This window comes from Pseudomonas sp. GGS8 (assembly GCF_024168645.1).
Classification (GTDB): Bacteria; Pseudomonadota; Gammaproteobacteria; order Pseudomonadales; family Pseudomonadaceae; genus Aquipseudomonas.
This window is the reverse complement of the sequence record NZ_JALJWF010000001.1, coordinates 2,521,211-2,541,570: the sequence shown is the minus strand read 5'-3', so window position 1 is coordinate 2,541,570 and position 20,360 is coordinate 2,521,211. Positions and strand designations below refer to the sequence as shown.

At 58.4% G+C, this 20,360-nt stretch carries 21 protein-coding genes and 1 pseudogene; 10 read left to right on the top strand and 12 right to left on the bottom strand.

What is annotated here, in order from left to right; translation table 11 throughout:
* Positions 1-401 precede the first annotated feature (401 nt).
* A complete protein-coding gene (gene tyrS, locus J3D54_RS11305; RefSeq protein ID WP_253426586.1) occupies positions 402-1,601 on the bottom strand; it encodes a tyrosine--tRNA ligase in 1,200 nt (399 codons plus the stop codon).
* Positions 1,602-1,810: 209 nt separating this feature from the next.
* On the opposite strand from tyrS, the gene J3D54_RS11300 reads away from it, so the two are divergent.
* Both J3D54_RS11300 and J3D54_RS11295 read left to right on the top strand, forming a co-directional pair.
* Positions 1,811-3,229 carry a peptidoglycan DD-metalloendopeptidase family protein gene (locus J3D54_RS11300; RefSeq protein ID WP_253418095.1) on the top strand — a complete coding sequence of 473 codons (1,419 nt, stop codon included), beginning with the start codon at positions 1,811-1,813 and terminating at the stop codon, positions 3,227-3,229.
* A 3-nt stretch (positions 3,230-3,232) separates the two neighbouring features.
* Positions 3,233-4,324, top strand: a complete 1,092-nt coding sequence (locus J3D54_RS11295) for an anhydro-N-acetylmuramic acid kinase (protein ID WP_253418093.1) — start codon at positions 3,233-3,235, stop codon at positions 4,322-4,324.
* A gap of 73 nt (positions 4,325-4,397) precedes the next feature.
* Here the strand turns inward: J3D54_RS11295 and erpA are convergent, their stop codons facing one another.
* Together erpA and argC are read right to left on the bottom strand one after the other, a co-directional pair.
* Entirely contained in the window at positions 4,398-4,748 is a 351-nt protein-coding gene (gene erpA, locus J3D54_RS11290; RefSeq protein ID WP_007906865.1) for an iron-sulfur cluster insertion protein ErpA, read from the bottom strand.
* Positions 4,749-4,916: 168 nt separating this feature from the next.
* The gene (gene argC / locus J3D54_RS11285; protein WP_007941665.1) at positions 4,917-5,951 is read right to left on the bottom strand and encodes an N-acetyl-gamma-glutamyl-phosphate reductase; all 1,035 of its coding nucleotides are present in this window, start codon (positions 5,949-5,951) and stop codon (positions 4,917-4,919) included.
* Between the two features lie 135 nt (positions 5,952-6,086).
* Between argC and hemJ the strand changes: the two genes are divergently transcribed.
* The 6 genes from hemJ to coq7 all read left to right on the top strand — a co-directional run bounded on the left by hemJ (position 6,087) and on the right by coq7 (position 10,608).
* Positions 6,087-6,518: a protoporphyrinogen oxidase HemJ gene (gene hemJ / locus J3D54_RS11280; RefSeq protein ID WP_018928879.1), complete on the top strand. Its 432-nt coding sequence runs from the start codon at positions 6,087-6,089 to the stop codon at positions 6,516-6,518.
* A 33-nt stretch (positions 6,519-6,551) separates the two neighbouring features.
* Positions 6,552-7,520 carry a nitronate monooxygenase family protein gene (locus J3D54_RS11275; protein WP_253418091.1) on the top strand — a complete coding sequence of 323 codons (969 nt, stop codon included), beginning with the start codon at positions 6,552-6,554 and terminating at the stop codon, positions 7,518-7,520.
* A gap of 90 nt (positions 7,521-7,610) precedes the next feature.
* Positions 7,611-8,570 carry a DUF805 domain-containing protein gene (locus tag J3D54_RS11270; protein ID WP_253418089.1) on the top strand — a complete coding sequence of 320 codons (960 nt, stop codon included), beginning with the start codon at positions 7,611-7,613 and terminating at the stop codon, positions 8,568-8,570.
* A 62-nt stretch (positions 8,571-8,632) separates the two neighbouring features.
* A complete protein-coding gene (locus J3D54_RS11265; protein ID WP_086944462.1) occupies positions 8,633-9,421 on the top strand; it encodes an SDR family oxidoreductase in 789 nt (262 codons plus the stop codon).
* Positions 9,422-9,501: 80 nt separating this feature from the next.
* Positions 9,502-9,840: a histidine triad nucleotide-binding protein gene (locus J3D54_RS11260; RefSeq protein ID WP_007906873.1), complete on the top strand. Its 339-nt coding sequence runs from the start codon at positions 9,502-9,504 to the stop codon at positions 9,838-9,840.
* 120 nt (positions 9,841-9,960) lie between these two features.
* Positions 9,961-10,608: a 2-polyprenyl-3-methyl-6-methoxy-1,4-benzoquinone monooxygenase gene (coq7, locus tag J3D54_RS11255; RefSeq protein ID WP_253418087.1), complete on the top strand. Its 648-nt coding sequence runs from the start codon at positions 9,961-9,963 to the stop codon at positions 10,606-10,608.
* A gap of 124 nt (positions 10,609-10,732) precedes the next feature.
* Here the strand turns inward: coq7 and speD are convergent, their stop codons facing one another.
* Both speD and J3D54_RS11245 read right to left on the bottom strand, forming a co-directional pair.
* Complete coding sequence (gene speD / locus J3D54_RS11250; RefSeq protein WP_018928874.1) at positions 10,733-11,527, bottom strand: adenosylmethionine decarboxylase; 795 nt, start codon at positions 11,525-11,527, stop codon at positions 10,733-10,735.
* A 238-nt stretch (positions 11,528-11,765) separates the two neighbouring features.
* Positions 11,766-12,188: an OsmC family protein gene (locus tag J3D54_RS11245; RefSeq protein ID WP_007941657.1), complete on the bottom strand. Its 423-nt coding sequence runs from the start codon at positions 12,186-12,188 to the stop codon at positions 11,766-11,768.
* Between the two features lie 246 nt (positions 12,189-12,434).
* Between J3D54_RS11245 and crp the strand changes: the two genes are divergently transcribed.
* Positions 12,435-13,079, top strand: coding sequence for a cAMP-activated global transcriptional regulator CRP (gene crp / locus J3D54_RS11240; RefSeq protein WP_007941656.1), 645 nt, complete (start codon positions 12,435-12,437; stop codon positions 13,077-13,079).
* Between the two features lie 41 nt (positions 13,080-13,120).
* Here the strand turns inward: crp and J3D54_RS11235 are convergent, their stop codons facing one another.
* From J3D54_RS11235 to J3D54_RS11220, 4 genes are all read right to left on the bottom strand, one after another.
* Positions 13,121-13,822, bottom strand: coding sequence for a lipoate--protein ligase family protein (locus tag J3D54_RS11235; protein WP_253418085.1), 702 nt, complete (start codon positions 13,820-13,822; stop codon positions 13,121-13,123).
* A 98-nt stretch (positions 13,823-13,920) separates the two neighbouring features.
* Positions 13,921-14,757 (bottom strand): indole-3-glycerol phosphate synthase TrpC, encoded by an 837-nt coding sequence (trpC, locus tag J3D54_RS11230; protein WP_253418083.1) that lies wholly within the window; start codon positions 14,755-14,757, stop codon positions 13,921-13,923.
* Positions 14,754-15,803, bottom strand: a complete 1,050-nt coding sequence (trpD, locus tag J3D54_RS11225; RefSeq protein ID WP_253418081.1) for an anthranilate phosphoribosyltransferase — start codon at positions 15,801-15,803, stop codon at positions 14,754-14,756. The genes trpC and trpD overlap by 4 nt, the downstream gene beginning before the upstream one ends.
* A 9-nt stretch (positions 15,804-15,812) precedes the next feature.
* The gene (locus J3D54_RS11220) at positions 15,813-16,406 is read right to left on the bottom strand and encodes an aminodeoxychorismate/anthranilate synthase component II (protein ID WP_038981279.1); all 594 of its coding nucleotides are present in this window, start codon (positions 16,404-16,406) and stop codon (positions 15,813-15,815) included.
* A 449-nt stretch (positions 16,407-16,855) separates the two neighbouring features.
* Between J3D54_RS11220 and J3D54_RS11215 the strand changes: the two are divergent.
* Positions 16,856-17,138 (top strand): annotated as a pseudogene (locus tag J3D54_RS11215) (autotransporter domain-containing protein); the annotation flags it as partial.
* A 179-nt stretch (positions 17,139-17,317) separates the two neighbouring features.
* Here J3D54_RS11215 and trpE read toward each other — a convergent pair.
* The 3 genes from trpE to rpe all read right to left on the bottom strand — a co-directional run bounded on the left by trpE (position 17,318) and on the right by rpe (position 20,359).
* Positions 17,318-18,799, bottom strand: coding sequence for an anthranilate synthase component I (gene trpE, locus J3D54_RS11210; protein WP_253418079.1), 1,482 nt, complete (start codon positions 18,797-18,799; stop codon positions 17,318-17,320).
* A gap of 70 nt (positions 18,800-18,869) precedes the next feature.
* On the bottom strand, positions 18,870-19,688 hold the full coding sequence (locus J3D54_RS11205) for a phosphoglycolate phosphatase (protein WP_253418077.1): 819 nt from the start codon (positions 19,686-19,688) through the stop codon (positions 18,870-18,872).
* A complete protein-coding gene (rpe, locus tag J3D54_RS11200) occupies positions 19,685-20,359 on the bottom strand; it encodes a ribulose-phosphate 3-epimerase (protein ID WP_007941649.1) in 675 nt (224 codons plus the stop codon). The genes J3D54_RS11205 and rpe overlap by 4 nt, the downstream gene beginning before the upstream one ends.
* Position 20,360: the final 1 nt, after the last annotated feature.

The following is a 20,360-nucleotide window of genomic DNA, read 5'->3' as shown; positions in this document are numbered from 1 at the left end:
GTTGGTTAAGATCTTTCGTCTCAACCGAGGCGCGCATTCTACAGCAGCCTCTGTTACTGTCAAGCGGTTATTTTCAGAAGTTTTCAAAGTTTCCCGTAAGAAACATCAGCAACTTCAACCACTTGCGCTTCCGATCTCTCGTTAGCGGGAGGCGAATTCTACAGCGTTAGTCGCTGCTGTCAACACCTCTTTTTCTCCGCTTTCGACCGAGAGGATCGAACCGTCAATAAGGCGACAACACTCTGCCTTATCAACTCCTTCTGGCCTCGATGAACTGAAGCGTAGCCGCTGCCGAAAACTGCGTAACTCGTTGTTTACCAAGGAGTTTTCCGTTTCGACTGCGCCGGAAGTGGGGCGAATTATAGACGTCCAGAATCTGCCGTCAACCCCTGATGTCAGCTTTATTCAGATTTGAGCGTAATCCGCGCAAAAGCCTTCTTCCCGGCCTGGCAAACGTGGGTCGCACCCAGCATGTACATAAAGGTGCGATCGACAACTTCACCATCTATACGCACACCACCAGAACCCAGAAGGTCACGCGCCACGGCGGAGTTCTTCACCAGGCCTGCCTTATTAAGGACAGCGGCGATCGGCATATCTTCGGCAGCGGTCAATTCGATCTCTGGCAGGTCATCCGGCAGCTCGCCGTCCTTCATACGATTGCCCGCCGCACGGTGAGCATTGGCCGCTGCCTCTTCACCATGGAAACGCGCAACGATCTCTTCGGCCAACTTGATCTTGATGTCACGCGGATTCGCACCCGCCTCGACGTCAGCCCGCAAAGCGTTGATCTCTTCCATGGAGCGAAAGCTGAGCAATTCGAAATAGCGCCACATCAGCACATCAGGAATAGAGACCAGCTTGCCGTACATAACACCCGGCGCCTCCTGGATACCGACATAGTTGCCCAACGACTTGGACATCTTCTTCACGCCATCCAACCCTTCAAGCAACGGCATGGTCAGAATGCATTGAGCCTCCTGACCATAACCACGCTGCAGCTCACGCCCCATCAGCAGATTGAACTTCTGATCGGTACCACCCAGCTCGACATCCGCACGCAAAGCGACCGAGTCGTAGCCCTGAACCAGCGGATAGAGGAATTCGTGAATGGCGATTGGCTGGTTGGTCGTGTAGCGCTTGTCGAAGTCGTCGCGCTCGAGCATGCGCGCCACGGTGTATTGCGAAGTCAGGCGAATGAAGTCAGCCGGCCCCATCTGATCCATCCAGGTGGAGTTGAACGCCACTTCGGTTTTGGCCGGATCAAGAATCTTGAAGACCTGAGTCTTGTAGGTCTCGGCATTCTCGAGAACCTGCTCACGAGTGAGCGGTGGACGCGTCGCGCTCTTGCCACTCGGATCACCGATCATCCCGGTGAAGTCACCAATAAGGAAGATCACCTGGTGACCCAGATCCTGGAATTGACGCAGCTTATTAATAAGCACGGTGTGACCCAGGTGCAAATCCGGCGCGGTCGGATCGAAGCCTGCCTTAATACGTAGCGGCTGGCCACGCTTGAGCTTTTCGATCAGCTCTGACTCGACCAACAGTTCTTCTGCACCACGTTTAATCAGCGCTAGCTGCTCTTCAACCGACTTCATAACAGACCTGCAAGACTCGAATTCAAAGGGGACCAACCATACAAGATCGGGCGTCAAATACAAGTTTTGCCCGGCGCGCGGACGCCAATCCACGGACAGAGCGTCCGTAGGCTTGCTTCAGAGATGATTTGGTTATATTTTATACAGTTATTTCGTCTTCATCATGTCATTCATCTTTTCCAATTCATTTTTTCAAAGTCAAATTACCTATGACCAAAGAACCGTCTAAAGCGCCACCGCTTTACCCGAAGACTCACCTGCTCGCCGCGAGTGGTATCGCCGCCCTTCTGAGCCTGGCGCTTCTGGTATTTCCTTCCAGTGATGTTGAAGCCAAAAAGACGACCCTGAGTCTTGAACTGGAAAGCCCTGCAGAACAACTGACACAAAATCAAGACGCCGCCGACGCCGTCCAAGCCACAAATGAGCCGGCAGCCTCCCCTTTCGCGCAGATAGAAAACAGCGCCGAAGACACTCAGGAAACCGCCAAGGCCGCGCCCGCACCAGTCGTCGAAGAAAAGAAGACGCCAGGCCACAGGGAAGTGATCGTTGCCAAAGGCGACACTCTCTCGACATTGTTTGAGAAAGTCGGCCTTCCCGCCACTTCGATGCATGAAGTGCTGGCCAGCGACAAGCAGGCCAAGCAGTTCAGCCAGCTCAAACATGGCCAGAAGCTCGAATTTGAACTCGGCCCGAATGGTCAGCTGACCAATTTGCACAGCAAACTCAGCGACATGGAAAGCATCAGCCTGACCAAGAACGACAAGGGATATACGTTCAACCGCATTACCGCCAAGCCCACTGTTCGCTCCGCCTACGTACATGGCGTGATCAACAGTTCACTGTCGCAATCCGCCGCCAAAGCCGGCTTGTCCCACAGCCTGACCATGGATATGGCCAGCGTGTTTGGCTATGACGTCGACTTCGCCCAGGATATTCGCCAGGGTGACGAGTTCGATGTGATCTATGAACAGAAGGTCGTCAACGGTAAGGCGGTCAGCAACGGTCCGATTCTTTCCGCACGCTTCACCAACCGCGGCAAGACTTACACCGCCGTGCGCTACACCAACAAACAAGGCAACAGCAGCTACTACACGGCTGACGGCAACAGCATGCGCAAGGCATTCATCCGTACTCCGGTAGACTTCGCCCGCATCAGCTCGAAATTCTCCATGGGCCGCAAGCATCCAATCCTGAACAAGATCCGCGCCCACAAGGGTGTCGATTACGCAGCTCCGCGCGGCACACCGATCAAGGCTGCCGGCGACGGCCAGGTATTGTTGGCCGGTCGTCGCGGCGGTTACGGCAATACCGTGATTATCCAGCACGGCAGCACCTACCGTACGCTGTACGGCCACATGCAGGGCTTCGCCAAAGGCATCAAGACTGGCGGCAGCGTCAAGCAAGGCCAGGTGATCGGCTACATCGGCACCACCGGCCTATCCACCGGCCCGCACTTGCACTACGAGTTTCAGGTCAATGGCGTGCACGTCGACCCGCTGGGTCAGAAGGTAGCGATGGCCGATCCGATCTCCAAAGCTGAACGCTCACGCTTCCTTGCGCAAAGCCAACCGCTGATGGCACGCATGGACCAAGAAAAGGCCACCCTGCTGGCTTCGAGCAAACGCTAAGCCATGGCGCTCTATATAGGTGTAATGTCCGGGACCAGCCTTGATGGCCTGGACATTGCGCTGATCGAGCAAGCCCCGGCGATCAAGCTGATCGCCACCCATTACATTCCCATGCCCGCCCCCCTGCGCGCCGAGCTTCTTGGCTTGTGCGCCAGCGGTCCGGACGAGATTGCCCGCTCCGCCATTGCCCAGCAGAACTGGGTGAAACTGGCCGCACAGGGCATTCATACCCTCCTCGACCAACAAAACCTCAAGCCTGGTGACATTCGCGCGATCGGCAGCCACGGCCAGACCATTCGCCATGAGCCGGCGCGCGGGTTCACGGTGCAGATCGGCAACCCTGCCTTGCTCACCGAGCTGACCGGCATCACCGTGATCAGCGACTTCCGCAGCCGCGATGTAGCCGCTGGCGGACAAGGTGCTCCATTGGTTCCAGCCTTTCACGAAGCCTTGTTCGAAGATCAGCCTGGTAACCGAGCGGTGCTGAACGTCGGCGGGTTCAGCAACCTCAGCCTGATCGAACCCGGCAAGCCTGTCGCAGGCTTTGACTGCGGCCCGGGGAACGTCCTGTTGGATGCCTGGATTCACCGGCAACGCGGCGACAACTTCGATCGCGATGGCCAATGGGCCGCCAGCGGCAAGGTTGAACCGGCTCTGTTGAATGAGCTGCTCAGTGATCCATTCTTTGTGACTCAAGGTCCGAAGAGCACTGGCCGCGAAGTGTTCAATCTGCCATGGCTGATGCAGCATTTGTCACAGCTGCCAACCTTCGCAGCCGAAAACGTACAGGCCACGCTGCTTGAGCTGACCGCCCTGACCATCGTCGAGTCATTGCAAAGCGCTCAATCGGATACCCGGGAACTGCTGGTCTGCGGCGGCGGCGCGCACAACGCCACGTTGATGAAGCGGTTGGCCAGCCTATTGCCGAATGCGATAGTCAGCAGCACCGCCGCTTATGGTGTAGACCCGGACTGGGTTGAAGCCATGGCCTTCGCCTGGCTGGCGCATTGTTGCCTGGAAGGCATCGCGGCCAACCGCCCAAGCGTCACCGGCGCCCGTGGGCTGCGCGTACTCGGCGCCATCTACCCCGCCTGAGCCTGAACTCCTGACAGCAAAACGCCGCAGGGTCCTGAGACCCTGCGGCGCTTGTTGATGCGGTGAGGTGCGATCAGATCGAGAACGAAGAGCCGCAGCCACACGTGGTGGTAGCGTTCGGGTTTTTGATCACGAAACGCGAACCTTCCAGACCTTCCTGGTAATCCACCTCGGCACCTGCCAGGTACTGGAAGCTCATTGGATCGACCACCAGGCTGACGCCTTCGCGCTCGACAATAGTGTCGTCATCGGCCACTTCTTCATCGAAGGTGAAACCGTACTGAAACCCTGAACAACCGCCGCCCGTAACGAATACGCGCAGCTTCAAGCGATCATTCCCCTCTTCATCGACCAGGCTCTTCACCTTGTGCGCAGCACCGTGGGTGAATTGCAAAGCCGTGGGGGTGAAGGATTCGACGCTCATGCTGACTTTCTCCCGGCGTTACGCCGCCATAATGCGTGATGACGCGCATTATCCGCTTCCCCCAGAAAATCGGTCAACTATTGTTACGGTATATCAATCAACCCAATTGTCAGACCAAAATGCAAAAAGGCCCGTTCAACGGGCCTTTTTGCTGTGCGGGACAAAGCCTTACGGCAGCATGCCCGCATGGGAAAGACCCAGGCGCTCATCCAGACCGAAAAGGATATTCAGGTTCTGCACCGCCTGACCCGACGCGCCTTTGACCAGGTTGTCGATAACCGACAACACCACCACCAGATCACCATCCTGCGGACGATGCACGGCGATACGGCAAACGTTGGCACCGCGTACGCTGCGGGTTTCCGGGTGGCTGCCGGCCGGCATGACGTCGACGAACGGTTCGTTGGCATAACGCTTTTCGAACAGAGCCTGCAGATCCACCGAGCGGTCCACGACAGTCGCGTAGAGCGTCGAGTGAATACCGCGAATCATCGGCGTCAGGTGCGGAACGAACGTCAGGCCAACGTCCTTGCCCGCGGCACGACGCAGCCCCTGACGGATTTCCGGTAAGTGACGGTGACCTTTTACGGCGTAGGCCTTCATGCTTTCCGACGTCTCGGAGTACAGCGAACCTACCGAAGCGCCACGACCGGCACCGCTGACACCGGATTTGCAGTCAGCGATCAAACGCGTGGTATCGGCCAGACCGGCTTCAAGCAACGGCAAGAAACCCAATTGCGTCGCGGTCGGGTAGCAACCCGGCACGGCGATCAGACGCGCCTGCTTGATCTGCTCGCGATTGACTTCCGGCAAGCCGTAGACCGCCTCCTCCAGCAGTTCCGGCGCGCCGTGCGGCTGGCCGTACCACTTGGCCCACTCATCGGCGTCTTGCAGACGGAAATCTGCCGACAGGTCGATGACCTTGGTCCCGGCAGCCAGCAATTCACCCGCCAGGGCATGGGCGACACCGTGTGGCGTGGCGAAGAACACCACGTCGCAAGCCCCGAGGGTCTTGATGTCCGGAACGCTGAACGCCAGACCGTCGTAATGGCCTCGCAGGTTCGGGTACATGTCGGCCACGGCCAGGCCGGCCTCGGATCGGGAAGTGATCACCACCACTTCTGCCTGCGGATGCTGTGCCAACAGACGCAGCAGTTCGACACCGGTGTAACCCGTGCCGCCGACGATACCGACCTTGACCATAAACCTGCCCTCAACGAACCCACTGGAAAGCCGTCGATAATAGGGGCCGCGCGGCCCTGCGACAACCGTCAAGGTGACGTGCGGGCGCTCTACCCCCTACTATCTTCACTACTGTGAACCTGGGAATAACTAAAAATGCTTTATCTGTGGCTCAAAGCGCTTCACATCATCAGCATGGTCTGCTGGTTTGCCGGCCTGTTTTACCTGCCGCGCCTGTTCGTCTATCACGCACAAAGCGAAGACACCGTCAGCAAGGAACGCTTCAGCATCATGGAGCGCAAGCTGTACCGGGGCATCATGGGGCCAGCGATGATCGCCACCCTAGTGTTTGGTATCTGGCTGATCAGCCTCAACCCGAGCGCCTATTTCGGCCAGGGCGCGTGGATGCACGCCAAGCTGACCCTGGTGGTGATCCTGATTGGTTACCACCACATGTGCGGCGCACAGGTAAAACGTTTTGCCCGTGGCGAAAACACCCGCAGCCATGTCTTTTATCGCTGGTTCAATGAAGTGCCGGTTCTGATATTGCTGGCTATCGTCATTCTGGTCGTCGTCCGGCCGTTTTAAATCCAACAGGCACACTCACCCGGGGTACTTCCAATGCCGCTGCACGCTCTGCTCGAACAACGCTTGCGTCTGCCCGTGGTGGCGGCGCCGATGTTCCTGATCTCCAACCCTGAGCTGGTGCTCGCCTGCTGCCGTAATGGCGTGGTGGGCAGTTTCCCTGCGTTGAACCAGCGTGAGAGCAGCGGTTTCAAAGCCTGGCTGGAAGAAATCGAAGCAGGGCTGGCGACACTGGAAAACCCCGCGCCTTACGCGGTGAACCTGATCGTCCACCACAGCAATCCACGATTGCAGGCGGATCTGGAGATCTGCATCGAACATAAAGTGCCGATCGTGATCACCAGCCTCGGCGCCGTGAAGGAACTGGTCGACTCGGTACACAGCTATGGCGGCCTGGTGTTTCACGACGTGACAACCCGTCGACACGCAGAAAAAGCCGCCGAAGCCGGTGTCGACGGTTTGATTGCCGTTGCCGCGGGGGCCGGTGGTCACGCCGGGACCTGGAGCCCGTTCTCGTTGATCGCCGAGATTCGCCAGTTTTTCGACAAGACCCTGCTGCTGGCTGGCTGCCTGAACCATGGCCACGAGATTCTTGCTGCGCAATTGCTCGGTGCGGATCTGGCCTACTTCGGTACGCGGTTTATCGGCACCACGGAAAGTCATGCGCCTGACGCCTACAAGGAGATGCTCCTGACTGCCAGAGCCGCGGACATCGTCCATACTCCAGCGGTGTCGGGAGTTCCAGCAAGCTTCATGCGTCAGAGCCTGGAGACCGCCGGTTTCGACATGGCGGCGCTGCAAAACAAGGGCGAGGTGGACTTCGGCTCCAAGCTCAAGCCGTTGAACGATGAAGCCAAAGCCTGGAAAACCGTGTGGTCTGCTGGCCAGGGCGTCGGGGAAATCGAGGATCTGCCGAGTGTCGATCAACTGGTCGAACGTCTCGGCGCCGAATACCGCAAGGCGCTGGAACTGGCGGCAGCGCTGCCCAAGCGCTGGCCGCGCTGACAGGAAAGTTTGGCCAGCCCAACCCGGCCGGCCTTACACTCCCCTTGTTACACTTTCTATTACAACTCTCGCGACAAGGATGCCTCGGCCATGAGCGAAAACCGTTTCAAGATCGTCTTCGATGGTGCTCTGCTGCCAGGTGTTGACGCCACCACCGCCAAGCTCAATCTCGCCGAGCTGTTCAAAAGCGATGTCACTGCCATCGAACGCCTGTTCAGTGGCCGGACGGTTGCGCTCAAACGCGACCTGTCACACGCCGACGCGCAAACTTATCTTCAGGCGCTGACGAAAACCGGCATTGATGCCCGAATCCAAGCCGAACCCTCGATCGAGCTGAACCTGTCCGACGTTCACGTCAGCCCACCGCCATCGGCAGAGCCCGATTCCCCCTACGCTCCGCCACGCGCCACGGTCGGCGAAGCGCTGCCGGAGTTCGCCACACTCAAGGCATTCAGTTTCAGTGGCCGCATCGGCCGACTGCGCTTTCTGGCCTGGACAATGGCTCTGACGCTGGTGACGTTGGGCATTGGCTCGGTGCTGGCCATTTTCGGCTTCGGCCTCATCAGCACCAACTCGACTGCCGGCCTGATTGTCGCAGGTCTGCTGGCCGTTATTCTGATCGTGATACTCGCGTTCATCAGCATTCAGTTCAGTGTGCAGCGCCTGCACGATATCGGCTGGTCTGGCTGGCTCTGGCTGTTGAACCTTGTGCCGTTCGTGGGGGGCGCTTTCCCGTTCGTGATCATGATCGTGCCGGGTAACAACACTGCCAATCGCTATGGTGCACCGCCGCCGCCCAACAGCAACGCAGTCAGGGTACTGGCTTCATTGTGGCTGGTGTTTATTGCGATCATGTTCGTTGGCGGGCTGACCGGAGGTCTCACGGCGATTCAGGATGAGTATGAAAGCGCCACTGATAGCGCCTATCAAAGTAGCTCTGTGACCACCGATGAAGTCGAAGCTGCGCCCGTCGAAGTCGACTCGGCAGCAGATTCAACCGACGATGCAGCCGAAGCGGCCCAGCCCCCTGTAGACTCTGCAAAAGAATGAACAGCGCTCCCCGCCCGTGACACCTGCGTCGCTGGCGCGGAGCTGTTGCGATGGAGAACTGCATGACCCGTTACGCTCTGATCACTGGCGCTTCCAGCGGCATCGGCCTGGCAATGGCCGAAGCGCTGGCCCGGCGCGGCCGCAGCCTGTTACTGGTGGCCCGACAGCGTGATCAGCTGGAAAGTATTGCGATTGAACTGACTCAACGTTTTGGCGTGGAAGTATTGTTTCGTGCCTGTGACCTGGGTGAACCGTTGCGCCTGTCCGGATTTCTGCTGGAGCTGGAGGAAGGTGAGCGGCAAATCGATCTGCTGGTCAACTGCGCCGGCATCGGTACCTGTGGCCCATTTCTGGCCCAGGACTGGATGACCGAGCAGGATCTGATCGAAGTGAACATCCTGGCCCTCACTCGCTTGTGTCATGCCATCGGTAACAGCATGGCCTTGCAGGGCGGCGGGCAGATTCTGAACGTCGCCTCGGTTGCGGCGTTCCATCCCGGCCCCTGGATGAGCACTTATTACGCCAGCAAGGCTTATGTGCTGAGTTTTTCCGAAGGCTTGCGCGTCGAACTGAAAAAATGCGCGGTCAAGGTGTCAGTGCTCTGCCCCGGCCCAACCCGCACGGCGTTTTTCCGCACCGCGCAACTGAACACCGACAAGCTGGGCGAGAGCAAACTGCTGATGAGCCCAGAGGAAGTCGCACTCTATACCGTGCGCGCCCTGGAGAAAAATCGCGCCATTATCATCCCCGGTCGCCTGAATCGCTGGTTCGCCTTCTTGCCACGGCTCGGCTCGCGCTGGCTGACCCGGACAATCGCGGGCATGGTCAATAAGGCGTACTGCCCGCGCTGACCAGCCTTCAACGTAAAAAACTGGGCTCAGGCAGGGCCCATGCGTACACTCAAGCCAGCCAAACAACGGAGAAAACAGCTGTGGATACTCTGTTCACCAAGATCATCAACCGGGAAATCCCGGCGAAGATCATTTACGAGGACGACCAGGTACTGGCCTTCCACGACATCGCGCCACAGGCCCCCGTGCATTTCCTGGTGGTCCCGAAGAAACCGGTACGCACCCTTAACGACCTCACCGAGGACGATAAGGCGCTGGCCGGGCATATTCTGTTCACCGCGCAGCGTCTGGCTCTGGAACTGGGCTGTGAAGAAGGTTTCCGGGTGGTCATGAACTGCAATGAATTGGGCGGGCAGACCGTTTATCACATTCATATGCATGTGCTGGGTCAGCGCCAGATGCACTGGCCGCCGGGTTGATTCGCCAACCGTCTCTGTAGGAGCAAGGCTTGGTGTCGCTCCCACCGGAAATGACCCAGCGCAAACCCTTCCCGGCCGATTGGGTTAAACTGGCCGCCGAGATTCTTCCCGGAGGTCAGCATGACTACCCAACGTCACTACTCGCCAATTGACCGTCTTCTGCTGCAAGCCGATGCCGCGATGCGTACTTTGCTGCCCTTCAGTGGCCAGCCCTACCGTCCGTCGCCTGCCATCGTGCAGCCGGATGCGCAAATGAGCGACGAGGACACCCGGCACGTCGCCGGCTTGATGCGCATCAACCATACCGGCGAAGTCTGTGCCCAGGCGCTGTATCAAGGTCAGGCCCTGACCGCCAGGCTGCCGCAAGTGCGCGCCGCCATGGAACATGCCGCCGAAGAGGAAATCGACCATCTGGTCTGGTGCGAACAGCGCATTCACCAGTTGGGCAGCCATACCAGCATTCTCAATCCGCTGTTCTACGGAATGTCGTTCGGGATTGGCGCGGTGGCCGGGTTGATCAGCGACAAAGTCAGCCTGGGTTTCGTTGCCGCCACCGAGCATCAGGTTTGCAAACACCTGAACGAACACCTTGAGCAACTGCCTCCCGAGGACGAAAAATCCCGGGCGATCCTTGAGCAGATGCGCATCGATGAAGAGCACCATGCCGAAAGCGCACTGGATGCTGGGGGTTTGCGCTTTCCTGCACCGGTGAAGTTCGGGATGAGCCTTTTGGCCAAGGTGATGACCAAGAGTACTTATCGGATCTAACGGTCGCATCGTTTGGCAGCGCCTATATCGCGGGCAAGCCTCGCTCCTACCGGGGGCCGTGCCAAGCAAGCAATAAAAAAGGCGACTACCGCAAAGTAGTCGCCTTTTTTTGTACTCGAAAATCTCAGCTCGGCATGTTGCGCGCGTAAAAGATTTCAAGCATTTCGTGTTTCACACGCTCAGTCACCTGGGCACGCTGCTCAGAAGACAGGTTGCTGGTGGCGTCGCCGAACAGGTAGTTATCCAGTTCGAAGTTCTTCAGCAGCATTTTGGTGTGGAACAGGTTTTCCTGATACACGTTCACGTCGGTCATCTGGTACGCGTCGCGGGTGTCTTCGGAGAGGTAGTTCTGGATCGAGTTGATCTCGTGGTCGATGAAGTGCTTCTTGCCTTCAACGTCACGGGTGAAGCCGCGCACGCGGTAATCCACAGTCACGATATCCGAATCGAACTGGTGAATCAGAAAGTTGAGCGCCTTGAGCGGTGAAATGACGCCACAGGTCGACACGTCGATGTCCACACGGAACGTCGCGATACCGTCCACCGGATGGATTTCCGGGTAGGTGTGCACCGTGATGTGGCTCTTGTCGAGGTGGGCCAGAATGATTTCGGGCAATGGGCCCGGAGACTCTTCAATCTGACTGTCGGTGGGGGTCACCGGCTCTTCAGAGATCAGAATCGTGACGCTGGCGCCCTGGGGTTCATAGTCCTGACTGGCGATGTTCAGGATGTTGGCACCAATGATATCGACAACTTCTGTGAGGATCTGCGTCAGGCGCTTGGCGTTGTACTCTTTATTGATGTACTCGACGTAAGCCTGTTGGTCTTGCGGGGTTTCCGCGTAGCAGATGTCATAGATGTTGAAGCTCAAGGTCTTTGTCAGGTTATTGAACCCGTGGAGCTTGAGTTTGCTTTTCACCGTTAAAAACTCTCTATGTATTGCGGGCTGGCCGCGTGATCAAGCATGCCCGTCAGATGCGAACGACGCACCTGCGTAGGACGGTTAACACCTCTTCGCGATGGCGATTTTGGTTGTCTGTTCAGGCAAGTGACCTGTCGGCTGACCGATCACTGCCCTGAAAAAAGTGGCGCATTATGCAGACGTCGGCTATGGATCACCAGAGTCTGCACCGCTTTTATGATAGTTGAATGTCGATTCAACCGAGCTCGATAATCTCGTAGTCGTGAGTAATCGCCACGCCAGCCGCGCCGAGCATGATCGAGGCCGAGCAATACTTCTCGGCCGACAGCTCGATCGCGCGCTTGACCTGGGCTTCTTTCAGCCCGCGGCCCTTGACTACGAAGTGCATGTGGATCTTGGTAAACACCTTTGGATCTTCGGTCGCACGCTCGGCTTCAAGGAAGGCTTCGCAGCTTTCAACGGCCTGACGAGACTTCTTGAGGATGCTGACCACGTCGAAATTGCTGCAACCGCCAACACCCAGCAGGAGCATTTCCATCGGCCGGACACCCAGGTTACGACCGCCGGCATCGGGCGGACCGTCCATGACCACGACGTGACCGCTGCCGGATTCACCGAGGAACATGGCTTCGCCTGCCCATTGGATGCGTGCCTTCATCGCCAAGACTCCACTGTATAAAAAAGGGTCGCCAGCTTAGCACAGGGCCCTTGATTGGCAGCGCCTCGCCTTTCTAGGACATAACCATATGCATCGTAGGCAAATTCTCGAATCTTGAAGGAATACGTCTGTTAAGCTGGCGTCAATTCACTGGCGCGCAGCCAGATTTTTAGCGAATAAAGGATCGCCGGCCTCGCCAGCGTCTAAAAAAACAAACACACCGTGCAGTCTTTTCGGGATACAACCATGGTTGCTATTACCCCCACACCCAAAATCAAGAACCTCGACAAGCTGCTGATGCACTGCCAGCGCCGTCGCTATGCCGCCAAGAGCAACATCATTTGTGCCGGCGACCGCTCGGACACGCTGTTCTTCATCATCAAAGGTTCGGTGACCATCCTGATCGAGGATGATGACGGCCGTGAAATGATCATTGCCTACCTCAACTCCGGCGACTTCTTCGGCGAACTGGGTCTATTTGAACAAGCCGGACTCGAACAGGAGCGCAGCGCTTGGGTTCGCGCCAAAGTCGAATGCGAAGTCGCGGAAATCAGCTACGCGAAATTCCGCGAGTTATCTCAACAGGATCCAGACATTCTTTACGTGCTCAGCGGACAAATCGCACAACGCCTGCGCAATACCACGCGCAAGGTCGGCGACCTAGCGTTCTTCGACGTGACCGGCCGCGTTGCCCGCTGCCTGCTGGAACTGTGCAAGCAGCCAGACGCCATGACCCACCCGGATGGCATGCAGATCAAGGTGACCCGTCAGGAGATCGGCCGGATTGTCGGTTGCTCCCGTGAGATGGTCGGCCGCGTGCTCAAGGATCTGGAAGAGCGCAACCTGGTCGATGTCAAAGGCAAGACCATGGTGGTCTTCGGTACGCGCTAACCTCTGAAAACTGAAGCTTGGTGAACTTAAGCTTCGAACACTTAAGCCCCGAACACGTCTGCCAGCACGTGGCGATACATCGCATCGAGCCGCTCCAGCGCATCAGGAGCGGCAAATTTTTCATGCAGGGCAATATGGCTTTCTGCGCGAACCCGCTGTTCCAGACCGCAGGCTTCGTTGAAACGATTGACCGCCTCGACCATTGACTCTCGTTCGTTATCGATCATCATCGCCCCGTGCACCAGCCCGACCGGACGCTGACCGCCCTTGCTCTGCCGCCAGCGCTGAGCGGTACCGACCATCTTGCGACCATCGAGGTTGACGTTGAAACGGCCGTCGCAGAACGCGCCCTCAATTTCGCCCAGGGACGACATGCCGCCCAACTCGTCAAGCAGCTGGCAAATCGGGTCACAGAGCCGGCGATAGCCGGTTTCGATCCGATTCTGGTCACCCTCGCTGCGCGGTGGCGCGTAGACCAGCGCGATATTGAGGGTCGATGCCGATTGCGGCACCGGCTCTCCACCGGTTTCGCGCAGCAGTACCGGCCAGCCGGCGGCGGCAGATATTTCGCATGCTTTGTCGAACTGTGGCAGACGATTCAATCGACGAGGCATGACCAATGCGCGGTCTGTGGGTTGCCAGAACAGCAAGCCGTACTCCGAATCACCGGTGCACACATGGGCCAACAGGTCCTGTTCGGCGAGCAGGCCGGCTTCGATGGTCAGAGAGGTTGGCTGGGGCATGGATGACTCCGTAAGACATGAAGTCTTTGGGGGTGCTTGATGGCCTCTTCGCGGGCAAGCCCGCTCCCACAGGGGATCGGGTGCCTGCGAAAATGTGTTCAGTCGAGCGTAGAACCGCTCACTGGAACACCGCGCTCGGGAAAGAACAGACGCTGCAGTTCGGTACCCGGGCTTTCGGCGCGCATGAACGCTTCGCCGACCAGGAAGGCATACACGTCGCTGATTTCCATCAGCTCGACATCGGCCCGATTAAGAATGCCGCTTTCGGTAACCACCAGACGATCACGCGGAATACGTGGCAACAGGTCGAGGGTGGTTTCCAGGCTGACCTCAAAGGTGTGCAGGTTGCGGTTATTCACGCCCACCAACGGCGTGTCCAGGGTTTTCAAGGCCCGCTCCAGCTCGTCGCCATCGTGGACTTCCACCAGCACATCGAGGCCGACACTTTTGGCCACGGCCGCCAGCTCGGCCATTTTCACGTCATCCAGTGCGGAGACGATCAACAGCACGCAATCAGCGCCCAGGGCGCGGGACTCGATGATCTGGTACGGATCGATCATGAAATCTTTGCGGATCACCGGCAGCTTGCACGTCGCCCGGGCTTGTTGCAGATACGCATCCGCCCCCTGGAAATAGTCGATGTCGGTGAGCACCGACAGGCAAGTAGCCCCGCCCTTCTCGTAACTCCTGGCAATATCCGCAGGCACGAAGTTCTCGCGAATCACGCCCTTGCTTGGCGAAGCTTTCTTGATTTCAGCAATCACCGCCGGCTGTTTCTTCTTGGCCTGATCAATCAATGCCTTGGCGAAACCACGGGGTGCATCGGCCGCCTTGGCCAGGTTTTCCAGCTCCGCCAGGCTCACACGAGCGCTACGCTCGGCGACTTCCTGGACTTTGCGGGCCAGAATCTTTTCCAGAACCGTCGGTACACTCATCCCTCATTCTCCACTTTGAATACCGCGGTAAATGCACCCAATTCCTCAAGTTTTTCCCGAGCGAGGCCTGTGTGCAGCGCATCGTGCGCCAGGGCAACGCCTTCTTTCAAACTGCAGGCATGGTCGGCGGCGTACAGCGCGGCACCGGCATTAAGCACGATCATCTCGGCAGCTTTCTGACCGTTTTCGGTCTTGCGCTTGCCCAAGGCATCGCGAATCAGTTCCAGGGAAGCCACCGGGCTTTCCACCGACAGACCGTGCAGGCTCTGGCTCTTCATCCCGAGATCCTCGGGCTCGACCCAATACTCAGTGATCTGGTCATTCTTCAACTCCGCGACAAAGGTCGGGGCCGCCAGGCTGAATTCGTCCAGACCATCCTTCGAGTGCACCACCAGCACGTGTTTGCTGCCCAGGCGCTGCAAGACTTCGGCCAATGGCCGGCACAACGCCTGACTGAACACTCCCACCACCTGGTGTTTCACACCGGCCGGATTCGTAAGCGGGCCGAGCATGTTGAACAAGGTGCGCAGGCCCAGCTCGCGGCGCGGGCCGGCGGCGTGCTTCATGGCGCTGTGATGGGTCTGGGCGAACATGAAACCGATACCGACGTTGTCGATGCAGCGTGCCACCTGAACCGGGGTCAGGTTCAGGTAGATACCCGCTGCTTCCAGCAGGTCGGCACTGCCGCTTTTACCCGACACCGCACGGTTACCGTGCTTGGCCACGGTGCAACCGGCTGCCGCAACCACGAACGAAGAAGCGGTCGAAACGTTGAAAATGTTCGCGCCGTCACCGCCGGTACCGACCACATCGACCACGCCGTCCAGAGTGTTGAGTTCGACCTTGTCCGCCAACTCGCGCATCGCCGTCACGGCGCCGACGATCTCGTCGATGCTTTCGCTCTTCATGCGCATGGCCATCATGAACGCGCCAATCTGCGCGTCCGTGCATTGCCCCGTCATGATTTCGCGCATGACATCGCGCATCTCATCGGTGCTGAGGTCGAGGTGGCCGACGATACGGCTCAGGGCTGTCTTGATATCCATGGAAAGTCCTTAGCGCATGCCGCCGGTTTGTTTGAGGAAGTTGGCGAACAGCTCATGTCCCTGTTCGGTGAGGATAGACTCAGGGTGGAATTGCACACCTTCGATGTTCAGCGTCTTGTGACGCAGGCCCATGATCTCGTCCACCGAACCGTCTTCGAGCTGGGTCCAGGCAGTCAGCTCCAGGCAATCGGGCAGGGTTTCGCGCTTGACGATCAGCGAATGGTAGCGGGTGACCGTCAACGGGCGATTCAGACCTTCGAATACACCCTTATCCTCGTGAAATACCGGGCTAGTTTTACCGTGCATGACCTGTCGGGCACGGACCACATCGCCACCAAACGCCTGACCGATGGATTGGTGCCCCAGACAAACGCCGAGAATTGGTAGCTTGCCGGCGAAGTGTTTGATCGCTTCGATGGAAATACCGGCTTCGGTCGGGGTGCAAGGACCGGGAGACACGACGATGCGCTCAGGCTTGAGGGCTTCGATTTCGGCAATGGTAAGTTCATCGTTGCGCACGACTTTGACCTCGGAGCCCAGCTCGCCGAGGTATTGCACAACGTTGTAAGTAAAAGAGTCGTAGTTATCGATCATCAGCAACATGGCGTTAAGAACCTCTTGAATTCACTGACTTTTAATACGGCCTTAATGATTTACCCGCAGTGCGCTGCGCTTTGACAGGTGCTGGAGTGGCGCCAGCAAAGCGGCATTTCATACAGGTAAAGAAGGCAAAGCGGTACAGGTCCGGCCAGGCCGGCAGAAAAGATTCAGGCGCGCCAACGCCAACGGGCGTGTGCCTTGATGACTTGATCCAGGAGTTTGCTGACGATCAACACGGGGAAGGTCTCATTCATACGTCTCGGCACAGTAACTTAGCTGGGCAGAGCGTGCAATATGGCCGGAGCGACAGCTCGCGAAACAATTGAAGGGTTAGCGACGGATGGCAAAAGGCCAAAAGCTTTTGGTACTGTCGTTTCGTTATCACTACAACAATAAATAAACGGCCTTGCTCATGATCAAACAGACGTTGTTTGTACCGCTCGCCGGAAGTCAATGAACGCGGGGAGAAAGGCGACACCGACGGTTACCAGGTCGCCATCAGCGGCCGCCTGGGTTATGACATCGCGCCAGAAGCGAGCAGCCCGTGGCACTTGTCGCCATTCGTGAGCACTGATTTCGCCAAGGTAGAAGTCGACGGTTACTCGGAAAACAGTGCCGACGGGCGTGAGTCACAACCTCACCAAGGACCTGGCATTGCGGGCCAGTTATGACATTCGCAAGGATGATGACTTCACCCAGCAAGGCATTAATGTTGGGGTTGCGTTGGACTTCTAGATCGCAGGCAACAAAAAAACGCGGCGCCCTTACAGGCGCCGCTTTTTTTATGCTGATGAGATCCCCGTGGGAGCGAGCCTGCTCGCGAATGCGGTGTATCAGGCGACATCGCTGTTTGATGTGATAGCCCCTTCATCGCGAGCAGGCTCGCTCCCACAGGTACAGTGCAGGTCTGCGGCTCAGGCGTCCGGGGTCTGTTCGGCCAGGGCCACGGCGCGGAACATGGCGCGACGTTTATTCAGGGTTTCTTCCCACTCCAGCGCCGGCACCGAGTCGGCGACGATGCCACCACCGGCCTGTACGTGCAGTTCGCCGTCCTTGATCACGGCGGTGCGGATCGCAATTGCGGTGTCCATATTGCCGTTCCAGGCGAAGTAACCGACCGCGCCGCCATAGACGCCACGCTTGACCGGTTCCAGTTCGTCAATGATTTCCATCGCACGAATCTTCGGTGCGCCAGACAAGGTGCCGGCCGGCAGGATCGCCCGCAGTGCGTCCATCGCCGTCAGCCCGGCCTTCAATTGGCCGGTGACGTTGGACACGATGTGCATCACGTTGGAATAACGCTCGATGACCATTTTCTCGGTGAGCTTCACCGAACCGATTTCCGAGACACGACCAGTATCGTTGCGGCCCAGATCGATCAGCATCAAGTGCTCGGCGATTTCCTTGTCGTCCGACAGCAGGTCCTTTTCCAGTGCCAGGTCGGCCTCTTCGTTGGCCCCGCGTGGGCGAGTGCCGGCAATCGGGCGCACGGTGATCAGGTTGTCTTCGACCCGCACCAGCACTTCTGGTGAACTGCCGACGACGTGGAAGTCGCCGAAATTGAAAAAGTACATATACGGCGTCGGATTGAAGCAACGCAGCGCCCGGTACAGGTCGATAGGCGCAGCCTTGAAGTCGATCGACATGCGCTGGGAGGGCACGACCTGCATGCAGTCACCGGCCAGGATGTACTCCTTGATGGTGTCGACGGCTTTTTCGTAATCGTCCTGGGTGAAACTCGAACGGAACACCGGATCGGCTGATTGCTGCTTGCTGAAGTCCAGGCCACGGCGCGGAGTGATCGGCTGACGGAGTTGTTCCAGCAGCGCTTGCAGACGCGCCTGACCTTGCTCGAAGGCATCTTCCTGCGACGGATCGGCCAGGACAATCGCGTGCATCTTGCCGGCGAGGTTGTCGAACACCACCACCGCATCGGACACCATCAGCAGAATGTCCGGCACGCCAAGCGGGTCCGGGTTCGGGCATTTGCCCAGACGCTTCTCCACATAACGGACGCAGTCGTAACCGAAGTAACCCACCAGACCGCCGTTGAAGCGCGGCAGACCGGCAATGGTCGGCACGTTGTAGCGTGCCTTGAAGGTTTCGACGAAGGCCAGCGGGTCTTCAACGTCGTGGCTTTCGATCTCGACGCCGTCGTGGGTCACGCTGACGTGGTGATCGTGAACCCGTAATACGGTGCGGCACGGCAGGCCGATGATCGAATAGCGGCCCCATTTCTCGCCGCCCTGCACCGACTCCAGCAAATAGGAGTTCGGCTCGTCGGCCAGTTTCAGGTAGATCGACAGCGGCGTGTCGAAGTCGGCCAGGGTTTCGCAGGCAAGCGGGATGCGGTTGTAGCCGGCAGCGGCCAAACGCAGGAATTCTTCGCGGATCATGAGGTGCCTCGTGGCTTGAGGGTCTAACGGTCAGGTATGCAAACGCGCCGGTACGCCGGCCAGGAACAAGTCAGGCGCGCCAACGCCAGCGGGCCAGGGCCTTGATGACTTTCATCCAGAGTTTGCGAGTGACCACCACGATGGCGTTTCCAGCAGGGGGTTGAACAGCGTCGGGCAACGTTATCTCAGCGGCCGGATCCAGGCAACCGGGAATTAGTTTGCGCAGATCATCGATCACCAGCGTCGGCGACTCTTCGGCAATCGGCCGGCCGTGGTTATAACCGTAACTGAGGGCCACACATTTGACCCCCGCCGCTTTCGCCGCCAGTACATCGCTGCGCGAGTCGCCGACGAACAACGATTGCGACGCCGGAATGTTGGCCATTTTCATCACGAAAAACAGCGCGGCCGGGTCGGGTTTCTGTTGTGGCAGGGTGTCGCCGCCGATGATCCATTTGAAGTAACGGCCGATTTTCATCTGATCCAGCAGCGGCGCGACGAAGCGCTCCGGCTTGTTGGTGATCAGCGCCATCGCCACGCCCTGCTTGTTCAGCCATTTCAGGGTGTCGCGCACACCGGGATAGACCACGGTCAGCTCATGCCCCTCACCGTAGGCCTCCATGAAAATCTGCAGTGCACCTTCGGCTTCGCCGTCATCGACCGACGAATGATCGATGCCGCCGGCCAATGCACGGCGCACCAGCACCGGCGCGCCGTTGCCGACCCACTCACGCACCGGTTCAATGCCGACCGGGTCACGCCCGAGCTTGAGCAGCATGTTATCCACAGCCGCCGCGAGGTCAGGGACCGAATCGACCAGCGTGCCATCCAGATCGAACATCACCAGCCGCGGCAGACGCCCGGGGAACAGCTGCTCAAAACCGCTCATGGGCGAGCCAGCGCCAGTTCGGAGCGCATTTTTTCAATCACTTCCTGGTAGTTCGGCGCATTGAAGATCGCCGAACCGGCCACGAAAGTGTCGGCGCCCGCAGCGGCGATTTCACGAATATTGTTCACGTTCACCCCGCCGTCGATTTCCAGGCGAATGTCACGACCGGAGGCATCGATCAGCGCCCGCGCCTCACGCAGCTTGTCGAGGGTGGCGGGAATGAACTTCTGCCCGCCGAAGCCTGGGTTGACGCTCATCAGCAGGATCATGTCGACCTTGTCCATCACGTACTTGAGCACGTCCAGCGGGGTCGCCGGGTTGAACACCAGACCCGCCTTGCAGCCGCCTTCGCGGATCAGTTGCAGGGAACGATCGACGTGCAGCGTGGCTTCCGGGTGGAAGGTGATGTAGGTCGCACCGGCTTCGATGAAGTCACCGACGATACGGTCCACCGGGCTGACCATCAGGTGCGCATCAATCGGCGCAGTCACGCCGTATTTGCGCAGCGCGGAGCACACCATCGGGCCGATTGTCAGGTTCGGCACGTAGTGGTTGTCCATGACATCGAAGTGCACGAAGTCGGCGCCGGCGGCCAGGACGTTGTCCACTTCCTCGCCCAGGCGGGCGAAATCGGCGGAGAGAATCGACGGAGCAATAACGAAGGGCTGCATG